This is a genomic window from Sandaracinus amylolyticus (assembly GCF_021631985.1).
Lineage (GTDB): Bacteria > Myxococcota_A > Polyangia > Polyangiales > Sandaracinaceae > Sandaracinus > Sandaracinus amylolyticus_A.
In genome coordinates this window covers 2035462-2062374 of sequence record NZ_CP070225.1, presented here as the reverse complement: position 1 = coordinate 2062374, position 26913 = coordinate 2035462, and the positions used below count along the sequence as shown (strand labels likewise).

The 26913-nt window shown below is 71.8% G+C and carries 23 protein-coding genes; 15 read left to right on the top strand and 8 right to left on the bottom strand.

The genetic code is table 11. The annotated features are described in order from the left end of the window. Positions 1-22 precede the first annotated feature (22 nt). The 4 genes from I5071_RS08365 (at position 23) to I5071_RS08350 (ending at position 4930) form a co-directional block, all read left to right on the top strand. Positions 23-1642 (top strand): hypothetical protein, encoded by a 1620-nt coding sequence (locus tag I5071_RS08365; protein ID WP_236604884.1) that lies wholly within the window; start codon positions 23-25, stop codon positions 1640-1642. Between the two features lie 219 nt (positions 1643-1861). Further along, positions 1862-2230: a hypothetical protein gene (locus I5071_RS08360; protein ID WP_236604883.1), complete on the top strand. Its 369-nt coding sequence runs from the start codon at positions 1862-1864 to the stop codon at positions 2228-2230. A gap of 20 nt (positions 2231-2250) precedes the next feature. Beyond that, positions 2251-4158 (top strand): DEAD/DEAH box helicase, encoded by a 1908-nt coding sequence (locus tag I5071_RS08355; RefSeq protein ID WP_236604882.1) that lies wholly within the window; start codon positions 2251-2253, stop codon positions 4156-4158. A 7-nt stretch (positions 4159-4165) separates the two neighbouring features. Further along, positions 4166-4930 (top strand): hypothetical protein, encoded by a 765-nt coding sequence (locus I5071_RS08350; RefSeq protein WP_236604881.1) that lies wholly within the window; start codon positions 4166-4168, stop codon positions 4928-4930. Here the strand turns inward: I5071_RS08350 and I5071_RS08345 are convergent. Further along, positions 4927-5730: a M23 family metallopeptidase gene (locus I5071_RS08345; RefSeq protein WP_236604880.1), complete on the bottom strand. Its 804-nt coding sequence runs from the start codon at positions 5728-5730 to the stop codon at positions 4927-4929. The genes I5071_RS08350 and I5071_RS08345 overlap by 4 nt on opposite strands. Continuing rightward, on the bottom strand, positions 5727-6488 hold the full coding sequence (locus I5071_RS08340; RefSeq protein ID WP_236604879.1) for an SIMPL domain-containing protein: 762 nt from the start codon (positions 6486-6488) through the stop codon (positions 5727-5729). The genes I5071_RS08345 and I5071_RS08340 overlap by 4 nt, the downstream gene beginning before the upstream one ends. A 310-nt stretch (positions 6489-6798) precedes the next feature. Here I5071_RS08340 and I5071_RS08335 point away from each other — a divergent pair, with 310 nt between their 5' ends. The 6 genes from I5071_RS08335 to I5071_RS08310 all read left to right on the top strand — a co-directional run bounded on the left by I5071_RS08335 (position 6799) and on the right by I5071_RS08310 (position 15109). Next, positions 6799-8859, top strand: coding sequence for a protein kinase domain-containing protein (locus tag I5071_RS08335; protein WP_236604878.1), 2061 nt, complete (start codon positions 6799-6801; stop codon positions 8857-8859). After that, entirely contained in the window at positions 8856-9659 is an 804-nt protein-coding gene (locus I5071_RS08330; protein ID WP_236604877.1) for a secretion protein, read from the top strand. The genes I5071_RS08335 and I5071_RS08330 overlap by 4 nt, the downstream gene beginning before the upstream one ends. Then, the gene (locus I5071_RS08325) at positions 9656-10891 is read left to right on the top strand and encodes a Glu/Leu/Phe/Val family dehydrogenase (RefSeq protein WP_236604876.1); all 1236 of its coding nucleotides are present in this window, start codon (positions 9656-9658) and stop codon (positions 10889-10891) included. The genes I5071_RS08330 and I5071_RS08325 overlap by 4 nt, the downstream gene beginning before the upstream one ends. A gap of 205 nt (positions 10892-11096) precedes the next feature. Beyond that, positions 11097-11363, top strand: coding sequence for a hypothetical protein (locus tag I5071_RS08320; RefSeq protein ID WP_236604875.1), 267 nt, complete (start codon positions 11097-11099; stop codon positions 11361-11363). Positions 11364-11924: 561 nt separating this feature from the next. Then, positions 11925-13307 (top strand): phosphoglucosamine mutase, encoded by a 1383-nt coding sequence (glmM, locus tag I5071_RS08315; protein WP_236604874.1) that lies wholly within the window; start codon positions 11925-11927, stop codon positions 13305-13307. A gap of 62 nt (positions 13308-13369) precedes the next feature. Next, positions 13370-15109 carry a tetratricopeptide repeat protein gene (locus I5071_RS08310; RefSeq protein ID WP_236604873.1) on the top strand — a complete coding sequence of 580 codons (1740 nt, stop codon included), beginning with the start codon at positions 13370-13372 and terminating at the stop codon, positions 15107-15109. A 49-nt stretch (positions 15110-15158) separates the two neighbouring features. Here the strand turns inward: I5071_RS08310 and I5071_RS08305 are convergent, their stop codons facing one another. The 5 genes from I5071_RS08305 to tilS form a co-directional block, all read right to left on the bottom strand. Then, a complete protein-coding gene (locus tag I5071_RS08305; RefSeq protein ID WP_236604872.1) occupies positions 15159-16118 on the bottom strand; it encodes a YbbR-like domain-containing protein in 960 nt (319 codons plus the stop codon). After that, positions 16115-17044: a diadenylate cyclase CdaA gene (gene cdaA, locus I5071_RS08300; RefSeq protein ID WP_236604871.1), complete on the bottom strand. Its 930-nt coding sequence runs from the start codon at positions 17042-17044 to the stop codon at positions 16115-16117. Before cdaA ends, I5071_RS08305 begins: the two co-directional genes overlap by 4 nt. Continuing rightward, a complete protein-coding gene (gene folP / locus I5071_RS08295) occupies positions 17037-17909 on the bottom strand; it encodes a dihydropteroate synthase (RefSeq protein WP_236604870.1) in 873 nt (290 codons plus the stop codon). The genes cdaA and folP overlap by 8 nt, the downstream gene beginning before the upstream one ends. A gap of 138 nt (positions 17910-18047) precedes the next feature. Then, complete coding sequence (gene ftsH, locus I5071_RS08290; protein ID WP_053238925.1) at positions 18048-19970, bottom strand: ATP-dependent zinc metalloprotease FtsH; 1923 nt, start codon at positions 19968-19970, stop codon at positions 18048-18050. Positions 19971-20111: 141 nt separating this feature from the next. Further along, positions 20112-21128 carry a tRNA lysidine(34) synthetase TilS gene (tilS, locus tag I5071_RS08285; RefSeq protein ID WP_236604869.1) on the bottom strand — a complete coding sequence of 339 codons (1017 nt, stop codon included), beginning with the start codon at positions 21126-21128 and terminating at the stop codon, positions 20112-20114. A 97-nt stretch (positions 21129-21225) separates the two neighbouring features. Here tilS and I5071_RS08280 point away from each other — a divergent pair, with 97 nt between their 5' ends. The 3 genes from I5071_RS08280 to I5071_RS08270 are packed head-to-tail and all read left to right on the top strand — an operon-like array spanning position 21226 to position 24423. Further along, complete coding sequence (locus I5071_RS08280) at positions 21226-22584, top strand: putative metal-binding motif-containing protein (protein ID WP_236604868.1); 1359 nt, start codon at positions 21226-21228, stop codon at positions 22582-22584. 4 nt (positions 22585-22588) lie between these two features. After that, positions 22589-23143, top strand: a complete 555-nt coding sequence (gene orn, locus I5071_RS08275) for an oligoribonuclease (RefSeq protein ID WP_236604867.1) — start codon at positions 22589-22591, stop codon at positions 23141-23143. A gap of 53 nt (positions 23144-23196) precedes the next feature. Further along, positions 23197-24423 carry an epoxide hydrolase family protein gene (locus I5071_RS08270; protein WP_236604866.1) on the top strand — a complete coding sequence of 409 codons (1227 nt, stop codon included), beginning with the start codon at positions 23197-23199 and terminating at the stop codon, positions 24421-24423. A 58-nt stretch (positions 24424-24481) separates the two neighbouring features. Here the strand turns inward: I5071_RS08270 and I5071_RS08265 are convergent, their stop codons facing one another. Then, positions 24482-25243: a hypothetical protein gene (locus I5071_RS08265; protein ID WP_236604865.1), complete on the bottom strand. Its 762-nt coding sequence runs from the start codon at positions 25241-25243 to the stop codon at positions 24482-24484. A 232-nt stretch (positions 25244-25475) separates the two neighbouring features. On the opposite strand from I5071_RS08265, the gene I5071_RS08260 reads away from it, so the two are divergent. Both I5071_RS08260 and I5071_RS08255 read left to right on the top strand, forming a co-directional pair. Further along, positions 25476-25985: a MarR family winged helix-turn-helix transcriptional regulator gene (locus tag I5071_RS08260; RefSeq protein ID WP_236604864.1), complete on the top strand. Its 510-nt coding sequence runs from the start codon at positions 25476-25478 to the stop codon at positions 25983-25985. A gap of 17 nt (positions 25986-26002) precedes the next feature. Further along, a complete protein-coding gene (locus I5071_RS08255) occupies positions 26003-26911 on the top strand; it encodes a 3-keto-5-aminohexanoate cleavage protein (RefSeq protein WP_236604863.1) in 909 nt (302 codons plus the stop codon). Positions 26912-26913 lie beyond the last annotated feature (2 nt).

Here is a 26913-nt window from a genome sequence, read left to right as displayed (position 1 = left end):
GGCTGGTGTACCATCCGCGCCCATGAGGCTCTGCTTCGTCTGCCTCGCGCTCGTCGCGCTCACCGCCTGCACCGCCGAGACCGCTCCGGGTCGCGGTGTGGCCCTGCGCGACCCGCTCGGGCTGGTCGACGACGTCTACGGCGCGGGCAATGCACTGCGCCTCTACGTGCTCCCCGCCGACGCGTTCACGTGCACGCCCGCGAGCGGCACCGTGGATCCCGATCCGCCCGACGTGCAGGAGGTCTTCGCCGACGCGGTCGTCGACGTGACCCTCACCCGCGACGATCTCGCGAGCTACTCGGTCGAGCTGCCGCCCGGCGACTACGTCGTGCTCGCGCGCGGCAAGGGCACGGACCCGGTCAGCGGCCGCACGAACGTCTTCATCGCGACCGGCTGCGCGACCTCGAGCGTCGCGGACGGCGAGACCGTCGGCGTCACCGTCGTGCTCGCGCCGATCGTCGGCATGGGCGAGTGCGGCGACGGGATCCTCAGCCCCGACGAGCAGTGCGAGACCGGCGCGCCCGCGTGCACCGAGTGCCGCACCGTCGCCGAGACGCTCAACACCACGACCGACGCGGATCAGACCTCGCCGCGCGTCGCCGCACGCAGCGGACAGCGCGTCGTCGTCGCGTGGGAAGGCGACAGCGGAACCGGGATCAACGTTCGCTTCCGCAGCTTCGATCCCAATGGACGCCCGCTCACCGGCGGGCTCGCAGTCGACACCGAAGTGGTCCTCCCGAGCTCGCAGAACGTCGGCGGCGTCGCGGTCACGCCCGACGGCCGCTTCGCGCTCTCGCTGGTCGACCTGCCCGCCGGCAACCCGAACGTGCGCGTCGCGTTCTACAGCCCGTCGCTGATGCAGCAGGCCACGCCGGAGCTGCGCGCCGATCTCGCCGGTGTCCAGAACGCGCCGGTGATCGCGTACCACTCGGGCGGCGCCGCGATGGTCGTGTTCCAGGACGCGACCTCGGCGACGGGCCTCTCGGGCCGCGCGTTCGCGATGGGCAGCACGACGCCCAGCGGCGCCGATGCGTTCGAGGTCGGCGCCGGCCAGGCGGGCGGAACCACGCCCGCGATCGCCGCCACCTCGAGCGGCTTCGTCGTCGCGTTCGCGGCGCTCAACCAGATCTACCTGCAGCGCTTCGGCACCGACGGCGCGCCGGTGGATTCGACCGCACAGCCCGTCGCCGACGCCGCGGGCATGCGCACCACGCCCGCGGTCGCCGCGCTCGCCGACGGCACGTTCCTCGTCGCGTGGGCCGAGTCGAACGGCGACGGCATGGGCAGCGGCATCCGCGCCCGGATCTTCTCCGACGCGGGCGTCGCCGCGGATGCCCCGTTCACGGTCAATCACACCGTGGCCGGCGATCAGCTCGAGCCCGCGGTCGCGGCGGCGAGCGATCGTTTCCTGGTCGCGTTCCGCAGCGGCAACGCCGTCCGCGCGGCGGTGCTCTCGTCGTCGGGCGATCCCTCGCTGAACCGCGAGCAGCCCCCGACGCTGGGGGACTTCGAGGTCGCCGCGACCGGCGCGCGTCCTTCGGTCGCCGTGATCGGCGCCGGCGCGGATCAAGCGTGGTGGGTGGTCTACCAGGCCCCGGGCGCGAGCGGGCTGGACGTCTTCGGACGACGCTACCCGCTCTGACCTGCTCGCCCGTCCGGCGTTGTTTCACGGATGGCTCTGAGCTACGACTGCCGGGAAATTCTGCTGGTTCGCGACTGATCGCCGCGAACTTCGCCCAGGATCGTGCCGAGCCCTCCGGAGCCCACTACCCCGTCGACTGCGCCTGCGTCTCGCTCCGCGAGATCGCGCGATCCGAGCCGTATCGGGCGCCGGATCGCCACCGCGCTCTACGTGGTGCTCGTGCTCTACGTGATCGGCGCGGGGGTCATCTCGGTGGTCCCCCAGATCTTCTGGCCGGCCGAGGCGCTCGGAATCGCGCCCGACGCGGACGCGCACTGCCCGACCGAGCTCGACGCGCTCCGCACGGATCTGCTCTCCGAGGCGGGAGCCCGCGTCCGCGAGCCGGCCGCCGAGCCGGTCCGCCTCTTCCTCGAACCCTGGGACGAGCGTTATCGTGCGCTCGCGGCGTCGTGCGGCGCCCTTCCCTCCTATGCCCTCCTCGCTCGCCTGCGGTATCGCGTCGAGGAGCATCTCCTGCGTTACGAGGCCGACGTGGCCTCGCTCGACGAAGACACCCGGCGCGCGCTCGACGAGGACGCGCGCCCTTGAGCCTCGCCTGCGTGACACTGATGACCGAAGCTTCGAGCCAGCCCACGCCTCCCACCTTCGACGCGCTCGATCTCACGCCCGAGGTCCGCAAGGCCGTCGACGAGATGGGCTTCACCTCGCCCACGCCCGTGCAGCACGCGGTCTTCGAGCCCGCGATCGCCGGATCCGATCTGATCGTCCAGGCGCGCACCGGCACCGGGAAGACCGCCGCGTTCGGGCTCCCGATGGTCGATCGCCGGGTGCGCCCCGACGGCGGACAGCAGGCGCTCATCCTCGCGCCGACGCGCGAGCTCGCGCTGCAGAGCGCGCGTGAGATCGAGAAGCTCGGCAAGCACAAGGGCATCCGCGTGGTCGCGGTCTACGGCGGCGCGCCGATGGAGCGTCAGGTCCGCGAGATCGAGGAAGGCGCGCAGATCGTCTCGGGCACCCCGGGACGCGTCCTCGATCACCTGCGCCGCGGGACGCTGCGGGGCGAGGATCTGCGCATCCTCGTGCTCGACGAGGCGGACGAGATGCTCTCGATGGGCTTCGCGAAGGAGCTCAACGCGATCGTCGATCTGCTCCCGAAGTCGCGCCAGACGATGCTCTTCTCGGCGACGCTCGACGAGGCGGTCCAGCGGCTCGCGCAGCGGTTCCTGAAGGATCCGGTGCCGATCACGCTCTCGAGCGACGCGGTCGGCGCGCTCACGATCTCGCACTACGTCTACCTGCTCTCGGGGCTCGGGAAGAGCCGCGATCTGATGCGCATCCTCGAGGTCGAGGATCCCGAGAGCGCGATCATCTTCTGCAACACGAAGGCGACCACCGAGCAGGTCGCGGCGGAGCTGCAGCAGGCGGGCTTCCAGGCCGACTGGCTCAACGGGGATCTGCCCCAGAGCGAGCGCGAGAAGGTGCTCGAGCGCACCCGCCGCGGCGAGCTGCGCTACCTGGTCGCGACCGACGTCGCGGCGCGCGGCATCGACATCTCGCACCTCACGCACGTCATCAACTACGACTTCCCCGAGCAGATCGAGTCGTACGTGCACCGTACCGGTCGAACCGGCCGCGCGGGGCGCACCGGCACCGCGATCGCGCTGGTCACGCCGCAGGATCTCGGGGCGCTCTACTACGTGCGCCTCGCGTACAAGATCTTCCCGATCGAGCGCACGCTGCCGAGCGCGGGCGAGCTCAAGGCGCGCGCCGAGCTGGATCGGATCGAGATGCTGAGCGAGGCATTCCCCGACTCGGCGAGCGAGGCCGATCGCGCGATCGCGCGGCGCCTGCTGGTGCACGACGACGCCGAGCGCATCGTCGGAGGCCTGCTGCGCGCGTTCTTCGGATCGAAGGCCACCGCGCCGGGCGAGGTCGACGAGCAGGCCGCCGCCGCACGCCGCGCGCGGACGCCGCGTGGCGCGGTGAGCGCGCCGGTCGTCGAGGCGAGCGATGCGACCACGCCGGGCGTGGAGATCGCCGTGACCAGCGAGGGCGAGGCCGACGAGGGCCGCCGTCGTCGCCGCCGGCGCGAGCGCACCGGCGAGGTGGAGCGTGTTCCGCCGGCCGCCGCGCAGGAGGTCTCGGTCGCACAGCTCGTCGCGGCACCGGCGCCCGCCGAAGGACCGCCCGACCGCATCGAGGAGCCGCTCTCGCAGCCCGACGCGAGCGGCGAGGATCCCTCGATGAGCACGCTCTTCATCAACCTCGGCCGTCGCGACGGCGTGCGGGTGGGCGACATCATCCGGCTCTTCGAGACCCACGCGAGCCTCGGCAAGGACGATCTCGGGCGCATCCGCATCCGCGATCGCCACACGTTCGTCGGCGTCCCGCGCGAGCGCGTCGACGCGGTGGTGAGCGCGCTGAACGGGCAGAGCTCGCACGAGAAGGAGCTCGTCGTCGAGGTGTCGCGCGCGGAGACGCAGGCGCGCAGCGCCCCCGACGCGGCGCAGAGCTGAGGGCGTCGTGCGACGCGCGATCGCAGCGCTCGTCCTCGGCAGCACGCTGGTCGCGTGCGGCGGCGGGGACGACGGGGGCGAGAGCGCGACGCGCGGCCCGCAGCGCGGCGCCGGCGTGACCAGCGAGAGCGCGGTCGTCACCGCGCCGAGCGAGCCCGCCCCGCGGATGCCGGATCGCGAGGCCGCGGCGATCCGGGAGCGGACGCGCACGCCGCAGGCGTGGGGCGCAGGTCCGCTCGAGGTCACGGAGACGCGGACCGAGACCACGCCGGGCGAGGCGCCCGAGCGCGATCTCGGCGCAGAGCTCCGGAGCGCGATCGGGACCCCGACGCAGTGCTTCGACGTGCAGACCGCGCGCGCGATGACGGGCACGGTGCGGATCCCGGTGCGGGCGTACGTGATGGCGACGGGGCGGATCACCCGCGCCGAGGTCGGCGGCAGCGCGCCCGAGGCGGTGCGCGCGTGCATCGCGGGGCTGCTCGAGGCGCGCGCGATGCGCGGTCCGATCGAGGCCGCGCCGCGCACGGTGTCGACCGAGCTCGTGCTCGAGCTGCAGGCCGACGCCGCGCCCACGACCGTGCGCTCGGAGTCGCCCGAGGTCCCGCTGCAGCCCGGCGCGGTCGCGCCCGGGATCACGCTGCCCGCGCGCGGCGGTGATGCGCCGGCGCCGGGGTTCGTCCCGCCCTCGAGCACGCTCCCCGCGGCGGGTCCCGAGGATCGCCCGCCCGGGTTCGTCCCGCCCTCGAGCACGCTCCCCGCGCGCGTCGACTAGAGCGCGGAGAGCGGATCGAGCGCCACGCCGAGCAGGTGGAGGCGCCAGTCGAGGTGCGCGCCCGTCACGCGTCCGGTGCGCCCCACGCGCGCGATCACCTCGCCGCGCCGCACCACCGCGCCGACCTCGACGTCGACCCGCGCGAGGTGCAGCAAGCTCGAGGTCAGCCCGTGCCCGTGGTCGATCACGACGATGCGCCCGTAGAGCGGCGCCTGCGCGTCGAGCACCACCACGCCCGCAGCGGGCGCGCGGACCACGGCGCCTTCGCTCGCGGCGAGATCGACGCCCCAGTGACGATCGCGAGTCCCGCCCTCGAGCACACGATGCACCGCGAACGGGCTCGAGACCCGACCCTCCGCGGGCAGGACGAACCCCGACGCGAAGTGCGCGATCGCTCCGTCGCGCGCCCTCACCGCGCGCAGCCGCGCCTCGATCGCGTCCTGCGCCGAGCGCAGCGCGCCACGCAACGAGACGAGCTCGCGAGGCACCCCGATCACGCGCTCGGTCGGATCCTGCCGGGCGCGGATCGCGAGCGTGCGCGTCACCCGACGTCCATCGAGCCCCCGCGCCTCGATGCGCAGCGGGCGCCGGTGATCCACCGCGGCGCCGAGCAGCACCTCACCGCGCGCGGAGACGCGGACCGCACGGCCGTCGATCCAGAGCTCGCTGCCCGGCTCGACGCGCGCGCGCACGAGCGTCCCCGCCAGCGCGGTGCTCGCGACCTCGATCTGCGCGCGCGCCGGGAGCGCGATCAGCGACCCGAGCATCGCGCCGAGGATCGCGTGCGATCGCGTCCTCACTCGAGCTCGAAGACCGTGCGCACCACGACCATCACGTCCTTCTCGACCGACGAGCGATCGTAGACGCCCTCCCACGACACGCTGGTCTCGTTCGCGGCGTTCACCTGCACCACGCCGACGTTCGCCGAGAGCAGCGAACCGAGCGTCGCGCCGCTGTGCTCCGCGACCTGCGCCGCGCGTGCGCGCGCGTCGGCGGTCGCCTCACCGACGAGCCGGATCTTGATTTCCCCGAGATCGCTGTGGATGTACTCGGGCGCGCCCGACACCACGAGCGCGCCGCTCTGGATCAGCTGGGTCACGTCGCGCGCGACCCGTCCCACGAGCTCGACGTCGCTCGAGGTCACGCGCACCGACTGGGTCAGCGAGTAGCCGACGATCTGCTCGGTCCTCACGTTCCCGTCCTCGTCGTAGGCGTAGAGCTCGTCGGTATCGACGGCATCGACGTGCACGTCGCCCTCGGCGACGTGGTTGTCGAGCAGGAACTGCCGCACCCGCGGCACGTCGCGCTCGAGGATCGCGTAGGCCTCGGCGACCGTCGCCCCGCGCGCGTGCACGGAGGCCGACCAGATCGCGCGATCGCTCGTGATGCGCTGGGTCGCGGAGCCCGACACCACGATCCCCTCGCGCCGGTAGCGCGCGTCGACCCAGTGCCGCAGCCCGAGCACGGCCACCGACACCGACGCCACCAGCGCCGCGCCCCACACGAGCCTTCCGATCAGCTCGCCCTTCCCACGAGGTTGCTCCGTCGCGTTCGCCATCTCGGATCCCTCCATCCCCGCCGGTCCCGTCCGGCGCCGCGCAACGTCGGGCGCGCGCGAGCATGTTCCGCGAAGAACGAGAGAAGGCTTCCGAGCGTGAGTCCGGGTCCGCCGACTCCGACCACCGACTGATCGAAGCATCGCGGCAGCGGGCGCGAAGCGCACGCCGCGATGCGACCACCGCGTCCCGACGCTCGCGCCCTCTCATGAAAGCAGCCCGCGAGCACCCCCGGGCGTCGGACCCAGCCCCACGCGCCTCACGCCGAAGCCCTTCCGTCCGCCCCCCGGCTCCGGTAGCTTCGACCCCCGCATGTCCACGTCGACGGCTTCCGCCCGCACGCCTACCGGCAACCACGGGCTCTCGCCGGGCACGGTCGTCGGGGGCCGATTCGAGGTCGAGCGAGCCGTCGGTGACGACGCCCTCGGCACGATCCTCGCGGCCCGCGATCAGAAGACCCAGCGCCCCATCGCTCTCCGCGTCCTCGGCCCCGGCCTGGTCGCGACGCCCGAGGCGGTCGAGGTCCTCCGCGCCGAGATCAAGACCGCCGCCGCCCTCACCCACCGCAACGTCGTCGCCACCTACGGCATGGGCGCCGAGAAGACCGGCGCCCGCTTCGTCGCGTGCGAGTGGCTCCAGGGACAGCCCCTCACCGTCGTCGTCGCCCGCAAGAAGGCCGAGGGCCAGTCCCTCTCGCTCCGCGGCGCCTACAACGTCATCGCGAACGTCGCCAAGGCGCTCACCGCCGCGCACGAGAAGGGCGCCTCGCACGGCGCGCTGCGCCCCGCCGTCGTCTGGATCTCCAAGAACGGCCGCGTGAAGGTCAGCGAGCTCGGCATCGCCCGCGCGATCCTCCGCACCGCCGGCCCCGCTGCGCTCGGCGCGACCGAGCAGCCCTTCCTCGCCCCCGAGATCCGCGCCGGCGGCGCACCGGACGCCCGCACCGACGTCTTCGGGCTCGGCGGCCTGCTCTACACGATGCTCACCGGCCGCACCGCGGGCGACGACTTCGTCCCGCCCTCGCAGGCCCACCCCGAGGGCAGCGCCGACATCGACGCGATCCTCCTGCGCTGTCTCGCCAGCGATCCCGCCGCGCGCTTCGCCACGCCCGAGGACGTGCGCGCCGCGCTCGCGCCGCACGTCGGCGGTGCCGAAGCGGCCGAGGGCGATGCCGGCGGGCTCGGCATGGACATCGACGTCGACGTCGACAGCGCGATGTCCGAGGCACCTCCCCCGGGCTCGGGCGCGAAGGTCGTCACCCCGCCCGCCGGTGCCCTCAAGGCCCCCGCGCCGCCGAAGCCCGTCGCACCGCCGAAGCCTGCGGTCCCGGCCTCCGCCGCGTCGTCCGGCTCGGCACCGCGCCCGATCCCAGCGCTCGCCCCCGCGGCCGCGCCGAAGGTCGGCCAGCGCGTCTCGATCCACGAGGAGTTCCGCCCCTCGTTCGTCGACGGGATCCCGGGCGCCGCGCCCGCCCCGGCCGCTGCGCCGGTGCGCTCGTCCGAGGTCGATCTCGGCTCGGTGCTCAACAAGATCACCGAGAACGACGCCGCGCGCTGGATGGTCCAGAAGGACAAGCTCGATCACGGTCCGTTCTCGGGCCGCGAGCTCGTGCAGCTGATCGCCAAGGGCGAGGTCCTCGGCGACCACGGCCTGCTCAACATGGACACCGGCGAGCGGCGCAAGGTCGCCGATCACCCGGACTTCGTGGAGTTCGTCGAGCAGTACCGGCTCAAGAAGGCCGCCGCCGACGAGAAGCAGGCGATCGTCACCGCGGCGAAGGTCGAGAAGACCTCGAACGCCGTGAAGTTCATGATCGCGGGCGGCGTGCTCGTCCTGATCATGGCGGGCGTCGGCATCTTCTTCCTGACGCGCCAGGCCGAGCAGGACACCCAGATCGCCGACGCGGACCTCGCCGATCTCTACGAGCGCGGTCAGGTCGAGATCGAGGGCACCGCCGGCATCCTCCCCGATCCTCCGCGCGGCTCGGGTCGTCGCGGCGGTCATCGCGGCGGTCGCGCCGGCGCGCCCGGCACCTCCTACGAGGACGCGATGAGCCAGGTCGTCGACATCGGCGACGCGACCGGCAGCGGCGGCGAGGGACGCCTCTCGCCCTCGCAGGTCGCGGGCGTGATGAACGGCCGCATCAACTCGTTCTTCCCGTGCGTCGGCGAGGAGCTGCGCGGCGGTCGCTCGCTCGGCCGGGTGCGCATCGACATGGCGATCGCGGGCAGCGGCGCGGTGCTCGGCTCGAGCGTCCGCGCCGGAAGCCCCGAGTTCCAGCGCTGCGTGCAGGGGCGCGTCGCCGCGATCCGCTTCCCGAGCTTCGGCGCGCCGCGCATGGGCGCGAGCTACTCGTTCGACGCGAGCCAATGAGCGGCCGCGTCCTCTTCGCGCTCGCGGCGCTGCTCGCGCTCGCGGGGTGTCGCGCCGAGATCGAGCGCGGTCTCCCCGAGGCGCAGGCGAACGAGGTGCTCGTCACGCTCGACGAGCACGGCATCCACGCGGTGAAGGAGCCGTCGCGCGGCCCCGGCACGAGCGAGGGCTCGTACGCGATCCTCGTCGCCGGCGACGACGTCGCCTCCGCGCTCGCGGTCCTGCGCGCCGAGGAGCTCCCGCGCGCGCCCGATCCCGGCCTCCACGACGTGTTCGGCACCGCGAGCCTGGTGCCCACCGCGACCGAGGAGCGCGCCCGTCTGACCGCCGCGCTCGGCGGCGAGCTCGCGCGCACCATCGAGGCGATCGACGGAGTGCTCGACGCACGCGTCCACGTCGCGCTGCCCGACGCCAGCGAGCTCCCGCTCGACGCGCCGCCGCCGCGACCGCGCGCATCGGTGCTGATCCGCCACCGCGGCGCGCACGCGCCCTACGACGACTCCGCGATCCAGCGCCTGGTCGCAGGCGCGATCCAGGGCATGGAGCCGAGCGACGTCGCGATCGTCGGGGTCGCCGCGCCCGAGCCCGAGACGCCCGCGGGCGCGCACCTCGCGAGCCTCGGTCCGATCGCGGTCGCGCGCGGATCGATCGGCACGCTGAAGCTCGTGCTCGGCGTGCTGCTGGGCACCAACGGCGTGCTCGCGCTGCTGCTGGTGCTCGCGGTGGTTCGCCATCGCCGCGCCGCTCGAACGTCGGACGCCGAGGGGACGGCGGCCGCGCACGGAAGGGGGACCGGATGAGCTCGGATGCGCTCGAGAACGCCAATCGGTACTTCGAACAAGCGGCCAAGGTGCTCGACCTCGGGCGCGACGTCGCGGTGCAGCTCCGCACACCGTTCCGCGAGGTGCGCGTCGAGCTGAACGTGCGCATGGACGACGGCTCGATCGGCACGTTCGTCGGCTATCGCGTGCAGCACGACAACGCGCGCGGCCCGTTCAAGGGCGGCCTGCGCTACCACCACGAGGTCGACGCGCAGGAGGTCACCGCGCTCGCGCAGCTGATGACGTGGAAGACGGCGGTCGCGGGCGTCCCGTTCGGCGGCGGCAAGGGCGGCATCCACGTCGACGCCAGCAAGCTCAGCGTCGGCGAGAAGGAGCGCATCACCCGCGCGTTCGTCGACAAGATCAACGACATCGTCGGCGATCACACCGACATCCCGGCGCCGGACATGTACACGGGCCCGCAGGAGATGGGCTGGTTCCTCGACCAGTACTGCAAGTACCACGGCTACAAGCCGGGGGTCGTCACCGGCAAGCCCATCGAGCTCGGGGGATCGCACGGGCGCGCGGCGGCGACCGGGCGCGGCTGTCTCTACGTGACCGAGGAGCTGATGGCGCGCCTCGGCGAGTCGCTCGCCGGCAAGACCGTCGTGGTGCAGGGCTTCGGCAACGTCGGCGGCTGGGCGGCGCGCCTGTTCGCGGAGCAGGGCGCGCGGGTCGTCGCCATCTCCGACATCTCGGGCGGCTACTACGAGCCGAACGGCATCGACGTCGCGGCCGCGCTCGCGTGGGTCGCGAAGCACCGCTCGCTCGCGGGCTTCCACGCCGCGAAGAAGGTCGACAACGACGAGCTGCTCACGCTGCCCTGCGACATCCTGGTGCCCGCCGCGCTGGGCGGCGTGATCACCGAGGAGATCGCCCGCGACATCCGAGCGCGGGTGATCGTCGAGGGCGCAAACGGCCCGACCACGCCGGGCGCCGACGAGATCCTGTTCGCCAAGGGCGTGCACGTGATCCCCGACATCCTCGCGAACGCCGGCGGCGTCACCGTCAGCTACTTCGAGTGGGTGCAGAACCTCCAGCACTACTACTGGGACGAAGCGCGCGTGAACGAGGAGCTGCGCCGCGTGATGCGCGCCGCGTTCGAGGCCACGTGGGAGCAGAGCCGCAGCCGCTCGATGCCGATGCGGATGGGCGCCTACGTCGTCGGCATCGGGCGGGTCTACACCGCGACCCGCATGCGCGGCTTCTAGCGACCGTCGTCGGCCGTTGCGACCGAGCCCGTAGTTTTCCGGTGCTCGGTCCGATTCGAAGCCACGCGCGAGTGACGCGTCGCGCGGCGTCGAGTAGCCCTGCGCCCATGATTTTCTACAACGCCGTCGGGCTGCTTCTCAGCGTCGTGGCGGCGGTGGTCGCGTGGGGCTCGGTCGGGCCGGAGAGCGGTGCGACGATGGCCGCGTGTGGGCGGCGATCGTGTGCATCGCGGGCGCGCTCTACGACCGACTCGCGCCCGACGAGGGGCTCCGCGCGTACTACCGCTGGGTGAGCGCGAGCGCGTCGCGCATCGCGCTGATGGGCGTCCCGCTCGTGCTCTGGCCCGCGCTCGTCGCGATCTTCGGCGCCGCGTTCCCGCTGTTCCGCGGTGAGACGCTGCCCTCCCCGTGGTTCTTCTCGGTCGCCGTGCTGACGCCCCTCGCCCTCGCGCTCAAGGCGCGCCGCGCCTGACGCGCGGTGCGCGTGCGAGAGCGCCGAGGACTCCGGAAGAAGAAGCGCGTCGGGGATTCCAGCGCGCGACTGGGCCCCTCGTCCCGCAGCGCGCAGACCCTCTTCGCGTCCGCCGCGACCCTCGTCCCGCTCCGCGCCGACCCTCTTCGTGTCCCCCGCGACCCCCGACTCGCACCGCGCAGACCCTCTTCGCGTCCGCCGCGACCCCCATCTCGCACCGCGCCGACCCTCTTCGCGTCCGCCGCGACCCCCATCTCGCACCGCGCCGACCCTCTTCGCGTCCGCCGCGACCCCCATCTCGCACCGCGCCGACCCTCTTCGCGTCCGCCGCGACCCCCGACTCGCACCCCGCAGCCCCTCTTCGCGTCCGCGGCGACCCCCTTTTCCGATCGGGCGCCCCCCTTTTCCGACTGCTGCGAGTGAGCGAATTCATGTTCGAATTCGCCGAATACCCCCAATCGAAGACATCACGTGCACGCGCGCGTCCGCGTGACTTCTCCGACGTACCTGCTCGGCCGTTCGCCCACACCGGCACCCTTCGCAGCCCCGCGTCCGGCGTCCATGCTACGGGTCGCGAACATGGCTCGTACTCTCTTCGGAACCGACGGCATCCGCGGCATGGCGAACGAAGGCGCGATGACGCCCGAGATCGCCTTCAAGATCGGCGCGGGGATCACCTACCAGCTGCGCCAGCGCGTGAAGCACCCGCCGCGCGTGATCATCGGCAAGGACACGCGCGTGTCGGGCTACCTGCTCGAGACCGCGCTCGCCGCCGGGGTCTGCACCTGGGGCGGCCGCGTGATGCTCTCGGGCCCGATGCCCACGCCCGCCATCGCGCACCTCACCACGAGCATGCGCGCCGATGCCGGCATCGTGATCAGCGCCTCGCACAACCCGTTCGCGGACAACGGCATCAAGATCTTCGGCAGCGACGGGTTCAAGCTGCCCGACGACGCCGAGGCCCAGCTCGAGCGGCTCATCGAGGACGGCGCGCTCGAGAAGGGCCGCCCGACCGGCAAGGACGTCGGCCGCGCCGAGCGCCTCGACGACGCGCGCGGTCGCTACGTCGCGTTCGTGAAGCAGACCTTCCCGCGCGACCTGACGCTCGAGGGGCTCAAGGTCGTCGTCGACGCCGCGAACGGCGCGGCCTATCGCGTCGCGCCCGCGGTGTTCGCCGAGCTCGGCGCGAAGGTCATCCCGATCGGCGTCGAGCCCGACGGCTACAACATCAACGAGGAGTGCGGCGCCGTGCACGCTGCGGCCTGCGCGGCCGCGGTGCGCGAGCACCACGCCGACCTCGGCATCGCGCTCGACGGCGACGCGGACCGCGTCATCGTCGTCGACTCGGAGGGCAAGGAGGTCGACGGCGACGTCGTCATGGCCCTGTGCGCGACGCGAATGCTCCGCGAGGGCACGCTCCGCAAGGGCACGCTCGTCTCGACGGTCATGTCGAACCTCGGCCTCGAGCGCGCGATCGAGAGCGCGGGCGGCCGCATGGTGCGCACCGCGGTCGGCGATCGTTACGTCGTCGAGGAGATGCGCAAGAACGACTACAACTTCGGCGGCGAGCAGTCGGGCCACATGATCTTCCTCGACCACGCGTCGACGGGAGACGGCCTCGTCGCCGCGCTGCAGCTCCTCGCGATGGTCCTGCGCGAGCAGCACCCGCTCGCCGATCTCGCGTCGAAGGTGATGACGCGCGTCCCCCAGATCCTGGTGAACGCGAAGCTCCCGGCGCGCCGCCCGCTCGAGGAGATGCCCGCGACGCTCAAGGCGATCCGCAGCGCCGAGATCGAGCTCGGCAAGAGCGGCCGCGTCGTGGTGCGCTGGAGCGGCACCGAGCCGAAGCTGCGCGTGATGATCGAGGGCGAGGACGAGAAGCGCATCGAGCAGCTCGCGAACGACATCGCCGACGAAGCGAAGCGCGAGCTCGCGAGCGCGTGACGCGACCCACCGAGGCGCGAGCGTGACCCGCTCGCGCCTCGAGATCGGCGATGCTCGGCGCGATGAGCGAACGCCGCGGGACCCTCGCCACGCTCGGCGCGCTCGCGCTCGTCGCCGTGCTCGCGACGAACGAGTCCGCGGATCCCGATCTCGGCTTCCATCTCGCGACCGGCCGCGCGGTGCTCACGACCGGCGCGATCCCCGCGACGAACGTGCTGACGTTCGCCGAGCCCGATCACCCGTGGATCAACCAGCAGTGGCTGCCCGCGACCGCGTTCACGCTCGCCTACGACGGCGCGGGCTTCGCGGGGACGCTGCTGCTGCGCATCGCGCTCGTGGTCGCGACCGCCGCGTTCGTGCTCGCCGCTGCGCGTCGCCTCGGCGCGAGCCCCGAGCTCGCGGCCGCCGCGTGCGCGCTCGGCGCGTGGGCCGCGGCGTTCCGCTTCGTCGAGCGGCCGCTGCTCGCGTCGAACCTCGCGCTCGCGATCGTGCTGTGGTCGTGCGCCGGTGCGCTGCGATCGCCGCGCCCGCTGGTGCACGTCGCGATCGCGGGGCTCGTCGCGTCGATCGCGGTGCACCTCCACGCGGGCGCGATCTTCTCGTTGATCGCGCTGCTCGTGCTCGCGATCTCCCTCGCGCTCGAGCCACTCGCCGCGCGCCTCGTCGGTCGCGAGCCGCTGCCGCGCGCACGCGAAGGCGCGCTCGCGCTCGTGGTCGCGACGCTCGGCGCGATCGCGCTCGCCGCGATCACCCTCGCGCTCTACCACCCGCACGGCCTCGCGGTGCTCGGGGTGCCACTGCAGATGGCGTCGGATCCCTATCTCGGCGAGCACCTGATCGAGTTCCGACCGCCCTGGGATCAGCCGCTGCGCGTGATGTGGCCGTACTGGGCGCTCGTGATCACCAGCGTGCTCGTGGTGATCGCGGCGTGGCGCCGCGCGCCGCTGCCGCTCGTCGCGATGATCGCGCTCGGCCTCGCGATCTCGATGCGCCACGCGCGCTTCGCGGACCTCGCGTGGATCTTCGTCGCGCCCTCGCTCGCCGCGCTCGCGTCGTCGCTGCGGGTGCCGAGCGCGCTCGCCGTCGTGATCGCGATCGTCGCGCTCGTCGATCGATCTGCGATCGCACCGCCCGCGATCGGCCCCGCGGCCGCGGTGTGGCCCGCGCCGCTCTTCGACGCGGTCGAGCAGCAGCACATCGTGGGTCCCGCGTACGTGCAGGACGGCTGGGCGGGCCCCTTCCTCGCGCGCTTCTGGCCGCGCGAGCGCGTCTTCTTCCACCCCTCGTTCGAGGCGTACTCCGACTCGCACTTCCGTCTCTACCAGTCGATCCGCTACGGCGAGCCGGGCTGGGATCGCGCGCTCGACGACGCCGGTGTGCAGCTCGTCGTCATGAAGCACACCTCACCGCGCGAGCGCGCGTACCAGCAGGGCCGCCCCAACCTGCGCCAGCACCTCGCGGCCTCCGACGCGTGGGCCCTCGTCGCGTTCGACGAGCTCGGGATGGTGTTCGTGCGTCGCGACGGTCCGAACGCCGCGATCGCGGCGCGCTCGCCGAGCTTCGTCGACGTCGATCGCATGGCGTTCACCCGACGTCCGCGCGAGTCGCGCGCCGGGCTCGAGCAGATCGCAGAGCGAGGCCCGTGGAGCGTGCGTCTCGCGCTGCTGCTCGCGATCGCACGCGCGGACGCCGGCGATGACGAGGGCGCACGCGCGCTGCTCGACTCGGCCGCGGGCACGACGCCGGACGATCCGAGGATCGCGGCGGCGAGGCGTGTGATCGAGGCCGCGCTCTCGCGCTGAGGGGCCGTCGCCGTCGACGATCACGGCCTTCGGCGAGCGGCCAGCGGCTCTACCGGCTCGGCATCGCGAGCACGTCGGGCGGCTCCACGTCGACCAGCTCGACGCCGTCCGGAATCCCTCGCACCCGCACCGGCACGCTCTGCCCGCCCGCCGTCGGCTCGAGCTCGCTCACGTCGACGTAGGGCACCACGCCGAGCGCATCCATTCCGTCGAGCACCTGCGGCGCACCGCGCACCCGCACGCGAACCCGCGCGGGACGCAGCTCGCGCACCTCGCCACCGACCACCGCGACCTCGAGCCGCGGCAGCGATCGCTCCGCGACCTGCGGCGCGATGTCCACCACGACCGTCACCATCGCGTCGCCCTCGTACTCGGCGTGCGGCGGCAGGTGCATCAGCGCGACGCGACGCTCGTGACGTCCCGCCTCGAGCCCCGCGAGCGCGATCGGATCGGTCGTGACGTGATCGAGCGGCGAGATCTCCGGCGCCGGCCCGGTGATCACCGCGCTCGGCGGGCGCACCTCGGGCGGACCCGCGAGCATCAGCCCGGGCGCCGGGCGTCCGTCGATCGTCGGGTGCACCGGAAGCCGGCGCTCCGCGCGATCGGCCCACTGCAGCGCGATGGTCGCGGGCGCGATCTGCGTGATCTCCACGCCCGCCGGCACCTCGATGCGCTCGGGATCGAAGTAGTAGAGGCGCGCTCGCGTGTCATCGAGCGTCACCTGGATCGGCGGGATGTCGTCGCGCCGGATCGAGTTGAGCAGCGAGCGCGATCCCCGCAGCGTCACGCGCACACGATCCGGGATGTCGGAGAGCAGGATGCGCCCCGTCGACGCGTCGGGCAGCACCGCGACCACGTCGACGAAGAGCGATCGCTGCGCGTCCTCGGCGCCCCGCACCAGCGAGAAGAGCGCGAGCGACGCGACGAGCGAGAAGACCTTCAGCGGGAAGTTCTCGAAGATCAGGTTCCGGACGAACCCGCCCTCCCGCACCCGAGCGCTCGCGGTCACGGGGCGCTCTCTTCCTTGCGCGCCGTCGCCGCGGGAACGCTGGGCACCGAGGGCGGCGCGAGCGACGGGCGCTCACCTTGCGAGGGCGACGCACGCCGCGTCGAAGCGGTCGCGTCGGTGCGCGTCTTCTTCCGCACCGGCGTCGAGAAGAGACCGAGCAGCGCCTGCCGCAGCGATCCCGCGTCGAGGCCGCGCGCCATGTTGCCGTTGAAGCAGAGCGAGATGCTCCCGCGCTCCTCGCTCACCACGACCACGACCGCGTCGGTCTCCTCGGAGATGCCGATCGCCGCGCGATGTCGCGTGCCGAGCGAACGATCGAGCTTCGCGCTCGACGAGAGCGGCAGGTGCCCGCCCGCCTGCCAGATGCGACCTTCGCGGATGATCACGGCGCCGTCGTGCAGCGGGTTGTCCGCGTGCGGCACGAAGAGCGAGTAGAGGATCTCCTTCGTCACCGCGGAGTCGATCGGCGTGCCGTGCTCGACGAACTCGTCGAGCGCCGCGTCGCGCTCGAACACGATGATCGCGCCGATGTGCCGCTGACCCATGTGCACCGCGGCCTTCACGACCTCTTCGATCGCCTGCACCTCGCGCACGTTGCGCGCGCCGCGGAACCACGGTCTCTGCCCGACGCGCGCGAGCACGCGACGGATGTCGTTCTGGAAGATGACGACGATCAGCAACACGATGTACGTGAGCAGCGCGTCGAGGATCGTGTAGAGCGTGACGAGCCCGAGCCGTCGCGCGAGGTGGTACACGAGGAAGACGAGGCCGAGGCCGATCGCCATCTGCATCGCGCGCGTGCCCTTCACGAGCAGCGTCAGGCGATAGAAGAGGTAGGCGACGACGAGGACGTCCGCGACGTCGACGATGACGCGCAGCCGGCCCCAGTCGACCATGCCGGTCAGGAGATCGCCGAGCTCAGGCATCGGCGCGCGCCTCCTTCCCGCGTGAGGCGTTGCGGGGCGCGCGCATCGCGAGCGCGACCAGCGCCGCCTGCCGCGAGACCGCGACGTCGTGCACCCGCACCGCGTGCGCGCCGCCGAGCACCGCGGCCGTGATCGCCGCGATCGATCCACCGAGCCGCGCGTCGGGCGCAGGCGCGGAGCCCGATGCGTCGGGCGCGAGCTGCCCGATGAACGACTTGCGCGACGCGCCGACGAGGACGCGATGACCGCTCGCCACGAAGCGCGAGGTCGCGCCGATCAGCGCCGCCGACTGCGCGGGCGTCTTCGCGAACCCGACGCCGGGATCGATCCAGATCCGCTCCGCGCGCACGCCACGCGACACCGCGCGCGTGATCGCGCCGCGCAGCTCCGCGAGCACGTCGTCCACCACGTCGCGGTACGCGGTGGTCGTCGCGTCGACGCGCCCTCCGCCGCGCGAGTGCATCAGCACGAGCTCCGCGCCGTGTCGCGCGACCGCGTCGAGCAGCGCGTCGTCCGCGCCCATCGTCACGTCGTTCACGATCGACGCGCCCCGCGCGAGCGCCGCGTCCGCGACCTCGCCGCGCGCGGTGTCGATGCTCACCCGCATCCCACGCGCCACCAGCGCCTCGATCACCGGCGCGACGCGCGCGATCTCCTCGCTCGGCGCGATGTCCGGCGCGCCCGCGCCGTACGTCTTGCCCGGCGGTCGCGACGACGCACCGCCCACGTCGATCACGTCCGCGCCCTCGGCGCGCATCCGCTCCGCGTGCTCGATGGCCGCGTCCAGCGCGACGAAGCGCCCGCCGTCGCTGAACGAGTCGGGCGTCACGTTGAGCACGCCCCAGATCTCGACGGGCGCGCTCATGGGGCCTCCGGACGGAACACGAACGGGCCGCCACGCTGGATTCGCGTAGCGGCCCTCTTTCGCGCGGTCTTCGTCGTCTCGGAGACCCCCACCCTACTCCCGGCGCGGCCCTTCACACCGCGCTGCGATCCACCGACGTCAGCTCGAGGGAACCTCGCGCGGCCGCGGCTGGAAGATGCTCGTCTTGCGCTGCTGCTTCGCCTTCTGCGCCTTCTCGGAGTAGCGCGGGATCACGATCTTCTGGCGCGGCGGCAGCGGCTGGCCGGCCATGATCGCCTCGATCTCCGTGCTGTCGATCGTCTCGCGCTCGAGCAGCGCGTCGGAGATCAGATCGAGCTTGTCGATGTTCTCCTGCACGAGGCGCTTCGCGCGATCGTACTGCTCGGTGATGATCCGACGAACTTCCGCGTCGATCTCCTGCGCGGTCTGCTCCGAGTAGTCCTTGTTCCGGAAGCTCGGGCCCATGTGGAACATGGCGTCCTCGCGCTCACCGTAGGCCAGCGGGCCGAGGCGCTCGCTCATGCCCCACTCGGTCACCATCGCGCGCGCGAGCTGCGTCGCCTTCTGGAAGTCGTTGCTCGCGCCGGTCGTGATCTGACCGAACTTCACTTCCTCCGCGATGCGTCCGCCGAGGATCATCGCGATGCGATCGAGCACCCACTCCTTGCTGGTGCTCAGGCGGTCTTCCTTCGGCAGCGACATCGTGATGCCGAGCGCCTGACCGCGCGGGATGATCGAGACCTTCGTGATCGGGTCGTGGTTCGGGACCAGCAGACCGACGAGCGTGTGACCCGCCTCGTGCCACGCGGTGGTCTTCTTCTCCTTCTCGGAGATGACCATCGAGCGGCGCTCGCTGCCCATCAGGACCTTGTCCTTCGCCATCTCGAAGTCGCTCATCGAGACGAAGTCCTTGTCCTGACGCGCCGCGAGGAGCGCGGCCTCGTTCACCAGGTTCTCGAGGTCCGCACCGCTGAAGCCGGGCGTGCCGCGCGCGATGAGATCGAGGTCGACGTCGTCGGCGACGGGCGTCTTCTTCGTGTGGACCTGGAGGATGCCGAGACGACCGTTGAGGTCGGGGCGCGGCACCGTGATGCGGCGGTCGAAACGACCGGGGCGCAGGATGGCGGGGTCGAGCACGTCGGGGCGGTTCGTCGCCGCGACGATGATCACGCCCTCGCTCGCCTCGAAGCCGTCCATCTCGACGAGGAGCTGGTTGAGCGTCTGCTCGCGCTCGTCGTGGCCGCCGCCCATGCCGCTGCCGCGGTGGCGACCGACCGCGTCGATCTCGTCGATGAAGATGATGCAGGGCGCGTGCTTCTTGCCCTGCTCGAAGAGGTCGCGGACGCGGCTGGCGCCGACGCCGACGAACATCTCGACGAAGTCCGAGCCCGAGATGCTGAAGAACGGAACGCCGGCCTCACCCGCGATCGCGCGCGCGAGGAGCGTCTTGCCGGTGCCCGGCGGGCCCGCGAGGAGCACGCCCTTCGGGATGCGTCCGCCGAGGCGCTGGAACTTCTTCGGGTCCTTGAGGAACGCGATGATCTCTTCGCAGTCGTCCTTCGCCTCGTCGATGCCCGCGACGTCGGCGAACGTGACCTTGTTCTGCGACTCGTTGAGCAGGCGCGCGCGCGATTTGCCGAAGCTCATCGCCTTGCCGCCGGAGGCCTGCACCTGCCGCATGAAGAAGAAGAACAGCGCGAGCACGAAGAGCGTCGGGAGCCACGCGTAGAGCAGCGACGTCAGGAACGCGTTCTGCTCGGCCGGGACGTAGTTGACGCGAACGTTGTGCTCGAGGAGCTCCTGGTTGAGCTCTTCGCCCGTGTAGCCCACGGTGCTGCGCTGCTCGCGCCGCTCACCCTGGACGTGGACGTACGTGTACTCTGCGTTCGGCCCTCTCGCCTCGATCTCGACCTGCTCGACCCTCCCGGCCCGAACGTCCGCGATGAACTCGCTGAACGCGACCTGCCGCGGCGCGGGGTCGTTGGTGACCAGCTGGTAGATCGCGTACATCATCACGATCAAGAGCAGCCAGAGGAGGAGGGTCTTGTGGCTCTGCTTCACGTGCACCTCGTTCACGCGACTCGCGCACGCCGTCGCCACCGGACGACGACGTGACGATCACGTGGATCCCGGAGAGCGGGCCTGCTCCGGGTCACGTGACTAGGGTGGCACACACTCTCCAGGCCGACAATCATTCGAGCTTCAGCTTTCCTCGGGTTCACGCTTCTTCATCGACCCGCTGATCACACGTTCGAAGTGGGGAGAGCCGAAGGGCCTCGGGTCGTGTGAAACGCGCAGCGATCCCGCGACGACCGAGGCGGTCCAGCCAGCAGGGAGCCGAGCGTTCCCCTTTCCCTGGAGCGCGACCTCCATGGCGTCCAGGTGTGCACGACGAATCGTGCCGCCAGTGCGCGCGTGAGCCCAGATGCGCAGCGCCTCACGACGCGCGGCGAGCGGTGCGCGAGAGAGCACTGCGGCATCGAGCGCGTCGTCTTCGCGGGCGGATTTCGCGAGGAGATGACGGGCGTGCTTGCGCGCGAGCGCGTCGAGGGCGCGCGCGTCGTCGGCGACGTGGGCGAGGTGCCGCGCGATCGCAGGGCTCTCGATCGCGAGCGCGGGCAGGATCGCGTGGCGCACGCGCGCGCGCTGGTACTTCGGATCGACGTTGCTGGGATCGTCGACGACCGTGAGGCGATGCGCCTCGATCCACGCGCGGACGTCGGCGCGGGTGGCGTCGATCAGCGGGCGCACGACTCCGTCGGCGCGGCGCGGCGCGATGCCGGCGAGCCCTCGCGCACCACTGCCGCGCATCAAACGCGCGAGCACCGTCTCGGCCTGATCGTCGAGGGTGTGGCCGACTGCGATGCGCGTGGCCCCGAGCTCGCCGGCGAGCGCGTGCAGCAGCGCGTAGCGCGCGGCGCGCGCTCGGTCCTGCAGCGAGCCTCGCTTGGTGGTCAGCGTCGCGCGCAGCGGATGGAACGGGAGCCCGAGCGCGGCGGCCTGCGCGGCGACGAGCTCGACCTCGCGCTGCGCCTCGGGGCGGAGGCCGTGATCGACCGACGCGACGTGAAGCTCGAGCGCGAGCTCGGGCGCGATGCGCGCGAGCACGTCGAGCATCGCGGTGGAGTCGGGCCCGCCGCTCACCGCGACGAGGACGCGCTCGCCGCGCCGGAGCAGACGTCGCTCTCGGATCGTGCGTCGCACGCGCGCGAGGAGCATCGGGCACACAGTAGCAGCCGGCGCTTATCGAAGCGCTTGTCGAAGCGCGGTCCGGACGCGCGCCCCGCAGCGGACGACCCACGCTATGCTCAGCGCCGTGCTTCGTCGCTCCGTCCCTCTGATCGCGCCGCTCCTCTTCGTCGTGCTCGGCGCGGCCGGGCCCTTCGAGGGCTGCGACGAGGGCGGGACCAGCGACGACCCACGTCCCCTGCCGCGCGACGACGGCGGGGCGTGCTTCTTCGACGAGGACTGCGTCGCGGTCGGGTGCGAGGCGCTGCGCTGCCTCGCCGGTGCGTGCGTGCAGGTCGCGCCGATCCGCGATGCCGACGGCGACGGCCACGCGCCGCCTCCGTGCGGGACGGACTGCGACGATCGCCTGGTGACCGTCTCGCCCGACGCGACCGAGGTCTGCGATCTCGTGGACCAGGACTGCGACGGAACGATCGACGAGGACGCGGCACCGACCGCGATCCGGTTCGACCTCACGACGCTCGACCCCACGATGAGCGCGACGAGCTGGGACGATCAGGTGATCGTGAGCGACGCGGAGTTCACGTCGCGCGGCCTGCGCACGCGGCGCCTCTCGCTCGATGGAACGCTGGGCACCGTCGAGCCGCTCTTCGACACCGAGCGCGAGCCGATCGCGATCGATGCCGCGCCCGCCGAGGGCGGCGCGTGGTTCGTGATCGCGCTCGAGCCGGCGAGCGTGCTCGATCCCGCGACGCTCGTGCTGGTCGAGCTCGAGCGCGCCGAGGAGGGCGTGGTCACGGCGGCCGGAGCGCCCGTGACGCGCGACGTCGAGAGCGTGACCGCGCTGGTCGCGATCACGATCGACGGAGTGCCCTACGTCGCGTGGGACGCGGAGGACACGTCGCGCTTCGTGTGGACGCCCGCGTGGGCCGCGCCGGTGCGCGTGGCCGACGGGCTCGTCGCGGGCATCGGCGCGCTCGATCTCGCGAGCGACGGAACGAACGTCGCGGTCCCGAGCGGGACGGGCGAGGTCACGTTCCTCGCCGCGACCGACGGCACGGTGGTCGGGACGGTGACGCCCGATGGCGAGCTCTCGCCGGGTCGGCCGCTCGCGTCGGACGAGGGGCACGTCTGGGTGCTCGTGCGCGACGCGTTCGATCACTCGGTGCAGCCGATCACGGCGAGCGGCACGAGCCCGGTCACGACGCTGCCGACCGGCGGAGGCTCGGTGCACCTCGGGATCGATCGCACGCCGGATGGGCTCGTGATCACGCGCGGCGACACCAGCAGCGTGCGCGCGTGGGTGCTCGACGCGGCGATGCCCTCGATGATCCGGCGCACGTTCGGGGCCGACGAGATCAGCGGGACCGGCCGTGCGATCGTGAGCGTCGACGTCGCGTCGACCTCGCAGGGCACGGCGATCGTCACGAACTTCGGCGCCGCGGGCAGCAGCCTCGCGGTGCTCGCATGCGGCGCAGGGAGCTGAGCGGATGCCGGTCGAGAGCGACTTGTTGGTGTGGATGGACCTCGAGATGAGCGGTCTCGCGATCGAGCGGGAGCGCATCCTCGAGATCGCGGTGATCGTCACCGACGGTCAGCTGGAGATCATCGCGGAAGGGCCCGAGATCGTGGTGCACCAGCCCGACTCGCTGCTCGACGCGATGGACGACTGGAACAAGCAGCACCACGGCGCGTCGGGGCTCGTCGATCGCGTGCGCGCGTCGACGATCTCGGAGGCCGAGGCCGAACGTCAGGTGCTCGAGTTCGTCGCGGCGCACGTGCCGGGGCGCGCCGCGCCGCTCGCGGGCAACAGCGTCCACCAGGATCGCCTCTTCCTCGCGAAGTACATGCCGCAGGTCGAGAAGTACCTGCACTACCGCAACGTCGACGTCTCGACGCTCAAGGAGCTCGTGCGTCGATGGCACCCGCAGGCGTACGCGGGGCGTCCGACGAAGCGCGGCTCGCACCGCGCGCTCGGCGACATCCGCGAGTCGATCGACGAGCTGCGCTACTACCGCCGCGCAGTGTTCGTCCCTTCGACCTGACGCGCGCGGATCGAGAGACTTGCTCGTGGGACGGCCGGTCGCACGTCCCCGCGATGCCGACCCAGAGACCCGACACCGAAGCGCTGAAGCGCAGCAAGACGGCCGACGCGAAGGCGCTCCGGCCGTTTCGTGTGGACGTTCCCGAGGCGGAGCTCACCGAGCTGCGCAGGCGCATCAACACGACGCGGTGGCCGGACCGGGAGCTGGTCTCCGACTCGACGCAAGGCGTGCAGCTCGCGACGATCCAGAAGCTCGCGCGCCATTGGGCGTCCGACTACGACTGGCGCAAGTGCGAGGCGAGGCTCAACGCGCTGCCGCAGTTCATGACCGAGATCGACGGAGTGGACATCCACTTCGTCCACGTGCGGTCGAAGCACGAGGACGCGCTGCCGATCATCGTCTCGCACGGATGGCCGGGCTCGATCCTCGAGCAGCTCAAGATCGTCGATCCGCTCACGAATCCGACGGCGCACGGAGGGAGCGCATCGGACGCGTTCCACGTCGTGATCCCGTCGATGCCCGGCTACGGGTTCTCGGGAAAGCCGACCACCGCCGGCTGGGACTCGGACCACATCGCGCGTGCGTGGATCGTGCTGATGAAGCGCCTCGGGTACACGCGCTTCGTCGCGCAGGGCGGCGACTGGGGCGCGTTCGTCGTGGACGAGATGGGGGTCCTGGCTCCGCCCGAGCTGCTCGGGATCCACACCAACATGGCGGGCGTCTTCCCGCGGGAGATCCTGGCGGCTGCCCGGAGCGGCGCGCCGGCGCCGTCCGGTCTCTCGCCCGAAGAACGACGCTCGTACGACCAGCTGGTCTTCTTCTTCCAGCACGTCGGCTACGCGGTGCTGATGGGGACGCGCCCGCAGACGCTCACCGGATTGGCGGACTCACCGGTCGGGCTCGCCGCGTTCATGATCGATCACGACGTCGCGAGCTACGAGCTCATCGCGCGCGTCTTCGACGGCAAGCCCGAGGGCCTCACGCGCGACGACGTGCTCGACAACATCACGCTCTACTGGCTGACGAACACCGCCATCTCTTCGGCGCGCCTCTACTGGGAGAGCAAGATCGACTTCTTCGCCGCGAAGAACGTGACCGTCCCGACGGCCGTGAGCGTCTTCCCCGACGAGCTCTACCAAGCGCCGCGGAGCTGGACCGAGCGCGCGTATCCGAAGCTCATCCACTACAACCAGCTCGACGAGGGCGGGCACTTCGCGGCGTGGGAACAGCCGAAGCTCTTGTCGCAGGAGCTCTGGACCGCGTTCCGATCGCTTCGCTGAAACGCGAACGAGCGGCGCAGCCTTCGGGCCGCGCCGCTCGTCGACGATCGATCTCGCTTCAGAACGAGCCGCTGATCACCGGCACGTTCACGTCGGTGCTCGGCGCGAGGCGGAGCGCCTCGCTCTCCGCGACGGTGAACGACGAGCGGGTCTGCACCATCGGCAGGCCGAGCAGCACCTGACGGCCCATGCCGTCGAAGCGCAGGATGCCGGGCCCACCCGCGAGCAGACCGCGGACCTGGCGCTGCACCGCCGTGCTGCCGCCCTCGACACCGCCCTCGGTCGCGCCGCCTTCGTCGGCCGGCTGCGTCTCACCTTCGCCGCCCTGGGCGGGCTCGTCGCCGAACTCGTCCTGTACCGCCTCGGTCGTCGTACCGTCCTCGTAGGCCGGCTCTTCTTCGGCCTGACCGCCGTCGTCGCGCGCGACCGCGTCCTGACCGGGGTCGTAGGCGGTGAGCGCGAGCGTCGCGACGAGCGTGGGCACCACGAGCGCGAGGCCGACCGCGAGGAACGCGACGTCGACCTCCGGAGAATTCTGCGTCTCCTGCTCCATGAAGTAGCCGCCGATCGCGCCCGCGGCCGCGCCGACCACCGGGAACACGAGATAGGGCCACCACTCGTTGGTGCCCGCGGCCTCCTGCACCAGCGCAGGGACGATGAACCCGATCTCGGCGCCGATCAGGCCGAGACCGACGATGCCCTTGCCGTCGGGCGACACGCGCGTGCAGGTCGGGCTGGGCATGCACTGCGCTTCGGCGCGCGCTGGACCGATCGAGAGCGAACCGACGATGATCGCGCTGGCGAGCGCGGCGGTGATCATCGCTCGCGCGAAGAAACTACCCTTGGAGCTCAAGCTCGCCTCCCCTGCCTGCGGGCGCGACACGCGCGCGCGGCGATCGGAATCAATCGGCGCGCAGACTGACATATGGCCCACGGCGCGGGCAACCGCGGGACGCCGCCCACACGCCACGCCTCTTGACCGTCATCCGCGACCCGAATATTACGCATGCGAAATATCTCGCTCGTGGGTCACGAGCGGGAGCGAGAGAACCGTGGCGCACTCGGAGCACGGCGTTCAACGCGGCAGCGACATCGATCGGATCGTCGAGACCATCCTCTATCTCTACACGGAGAGCCGGAGGGTCACGAAGACGGTCGCGCGCGGGATGGGCCTCACCGGGCCGCAGGTCACCGCGCTGAAGATCCTCGAGGCGGTCGGCGAGATCTCGCTCTCCGAGCTCAGCGAGCGCATGAGCGCGCGCAACTCGACGATCACCGGCATCGTCGATCGCATGGAGCGCGACGGGCTCGTGGTGCGCGAGCGCAGCGAGACCGATCGGCGCGTCGTGAAGATCCGCGCGACCGAGCGCGGCTCGCAGATCGCGCGGGGTGTTCCGGTGACCGCGATGGAGCTCTTCGGCAGCGCGCTCAAGTCGCTCTCGGCGAGCGATCGCGCGGAGCTGCGGCGCATCCTCGCGAAGCTCGCGGACCGCGTGCGCATCGAGATCGAGGAGCGCGAGAAGATGGGTGGCGCGGACACTGCCGCGCGCGACGGGGATTGAGACCGAGGAGGATCGAGATGGGCTTCGAGGACAAGGTCGTCGTCACCTGCGCGCTCACCGGCGTGCTCGCGAATCGCAAGCAGTGCCCTGGCATCCCGTACACACCGGTCGAGATCGCGGAGGACGCGAAGCGCGCGTACGACGCGGGCGCGAGCGTGGTGCACATCCACGCGCGCAACGACGACGGCTCGCCGACGTTCGAGCCGAGCGTGTTCGCGCGCATCAAGGAAGAGGTGCGCAAGCGCTGCCCGATCATCCTGAACTTCTCGACGGGCGTGCTCGGCGACGACGTCTCGCAGCCGGTCGAGATCATCAAGGCGGTCCGGCCCGAGATCGCGGCGCTCAACATGGGCACGATGAACTACGCGAAGTACTCGGAGTCGCGGAAGCAGTTCATGTTCGACATGATCTTCCCGAACCCGTACTCGAAGATCCTCACGCTGCTCGAGGCGATGAACGAGGCGGGCGTGAAGCCCGAGCTCGAGTGCTTCGACACCGGGCACAACGCGGGCATCAAGCCGCTGCTGCACATGGGCGCGCTGCGCGAGCCCTATCAGTTCTCGTTCATCGTCGGCGTGCTGGGCGGCATCCCGCAGAGCGTCGAGTCGTTGCAGCTGCAGACGAAGATCATGCCCGCCGGGAGCGAGTGGGAGGTCATCGCGATCTCGCACGGCCACTGGCGCATGCTCGCGACGGCGCTGGTGCTCGGCGGGAACATCCGTACCGGGCTCGAGGATCATCTCTATCTGCCGAACGGACAGATGGCGAAGAACAACGGCGAGCTCGTCGAGGTCGCGGTGCGGATGACGCGCGACGTGGGACGCGAGCCCGCGACGGTGGAAGAGGCGCGGAAGATCCTGCGCCTGAACGAGCTCGCTGCGGGCCGCGAGGCGGCGCGCGACGTGGGCCACGTGATCGCGAGCTGAGC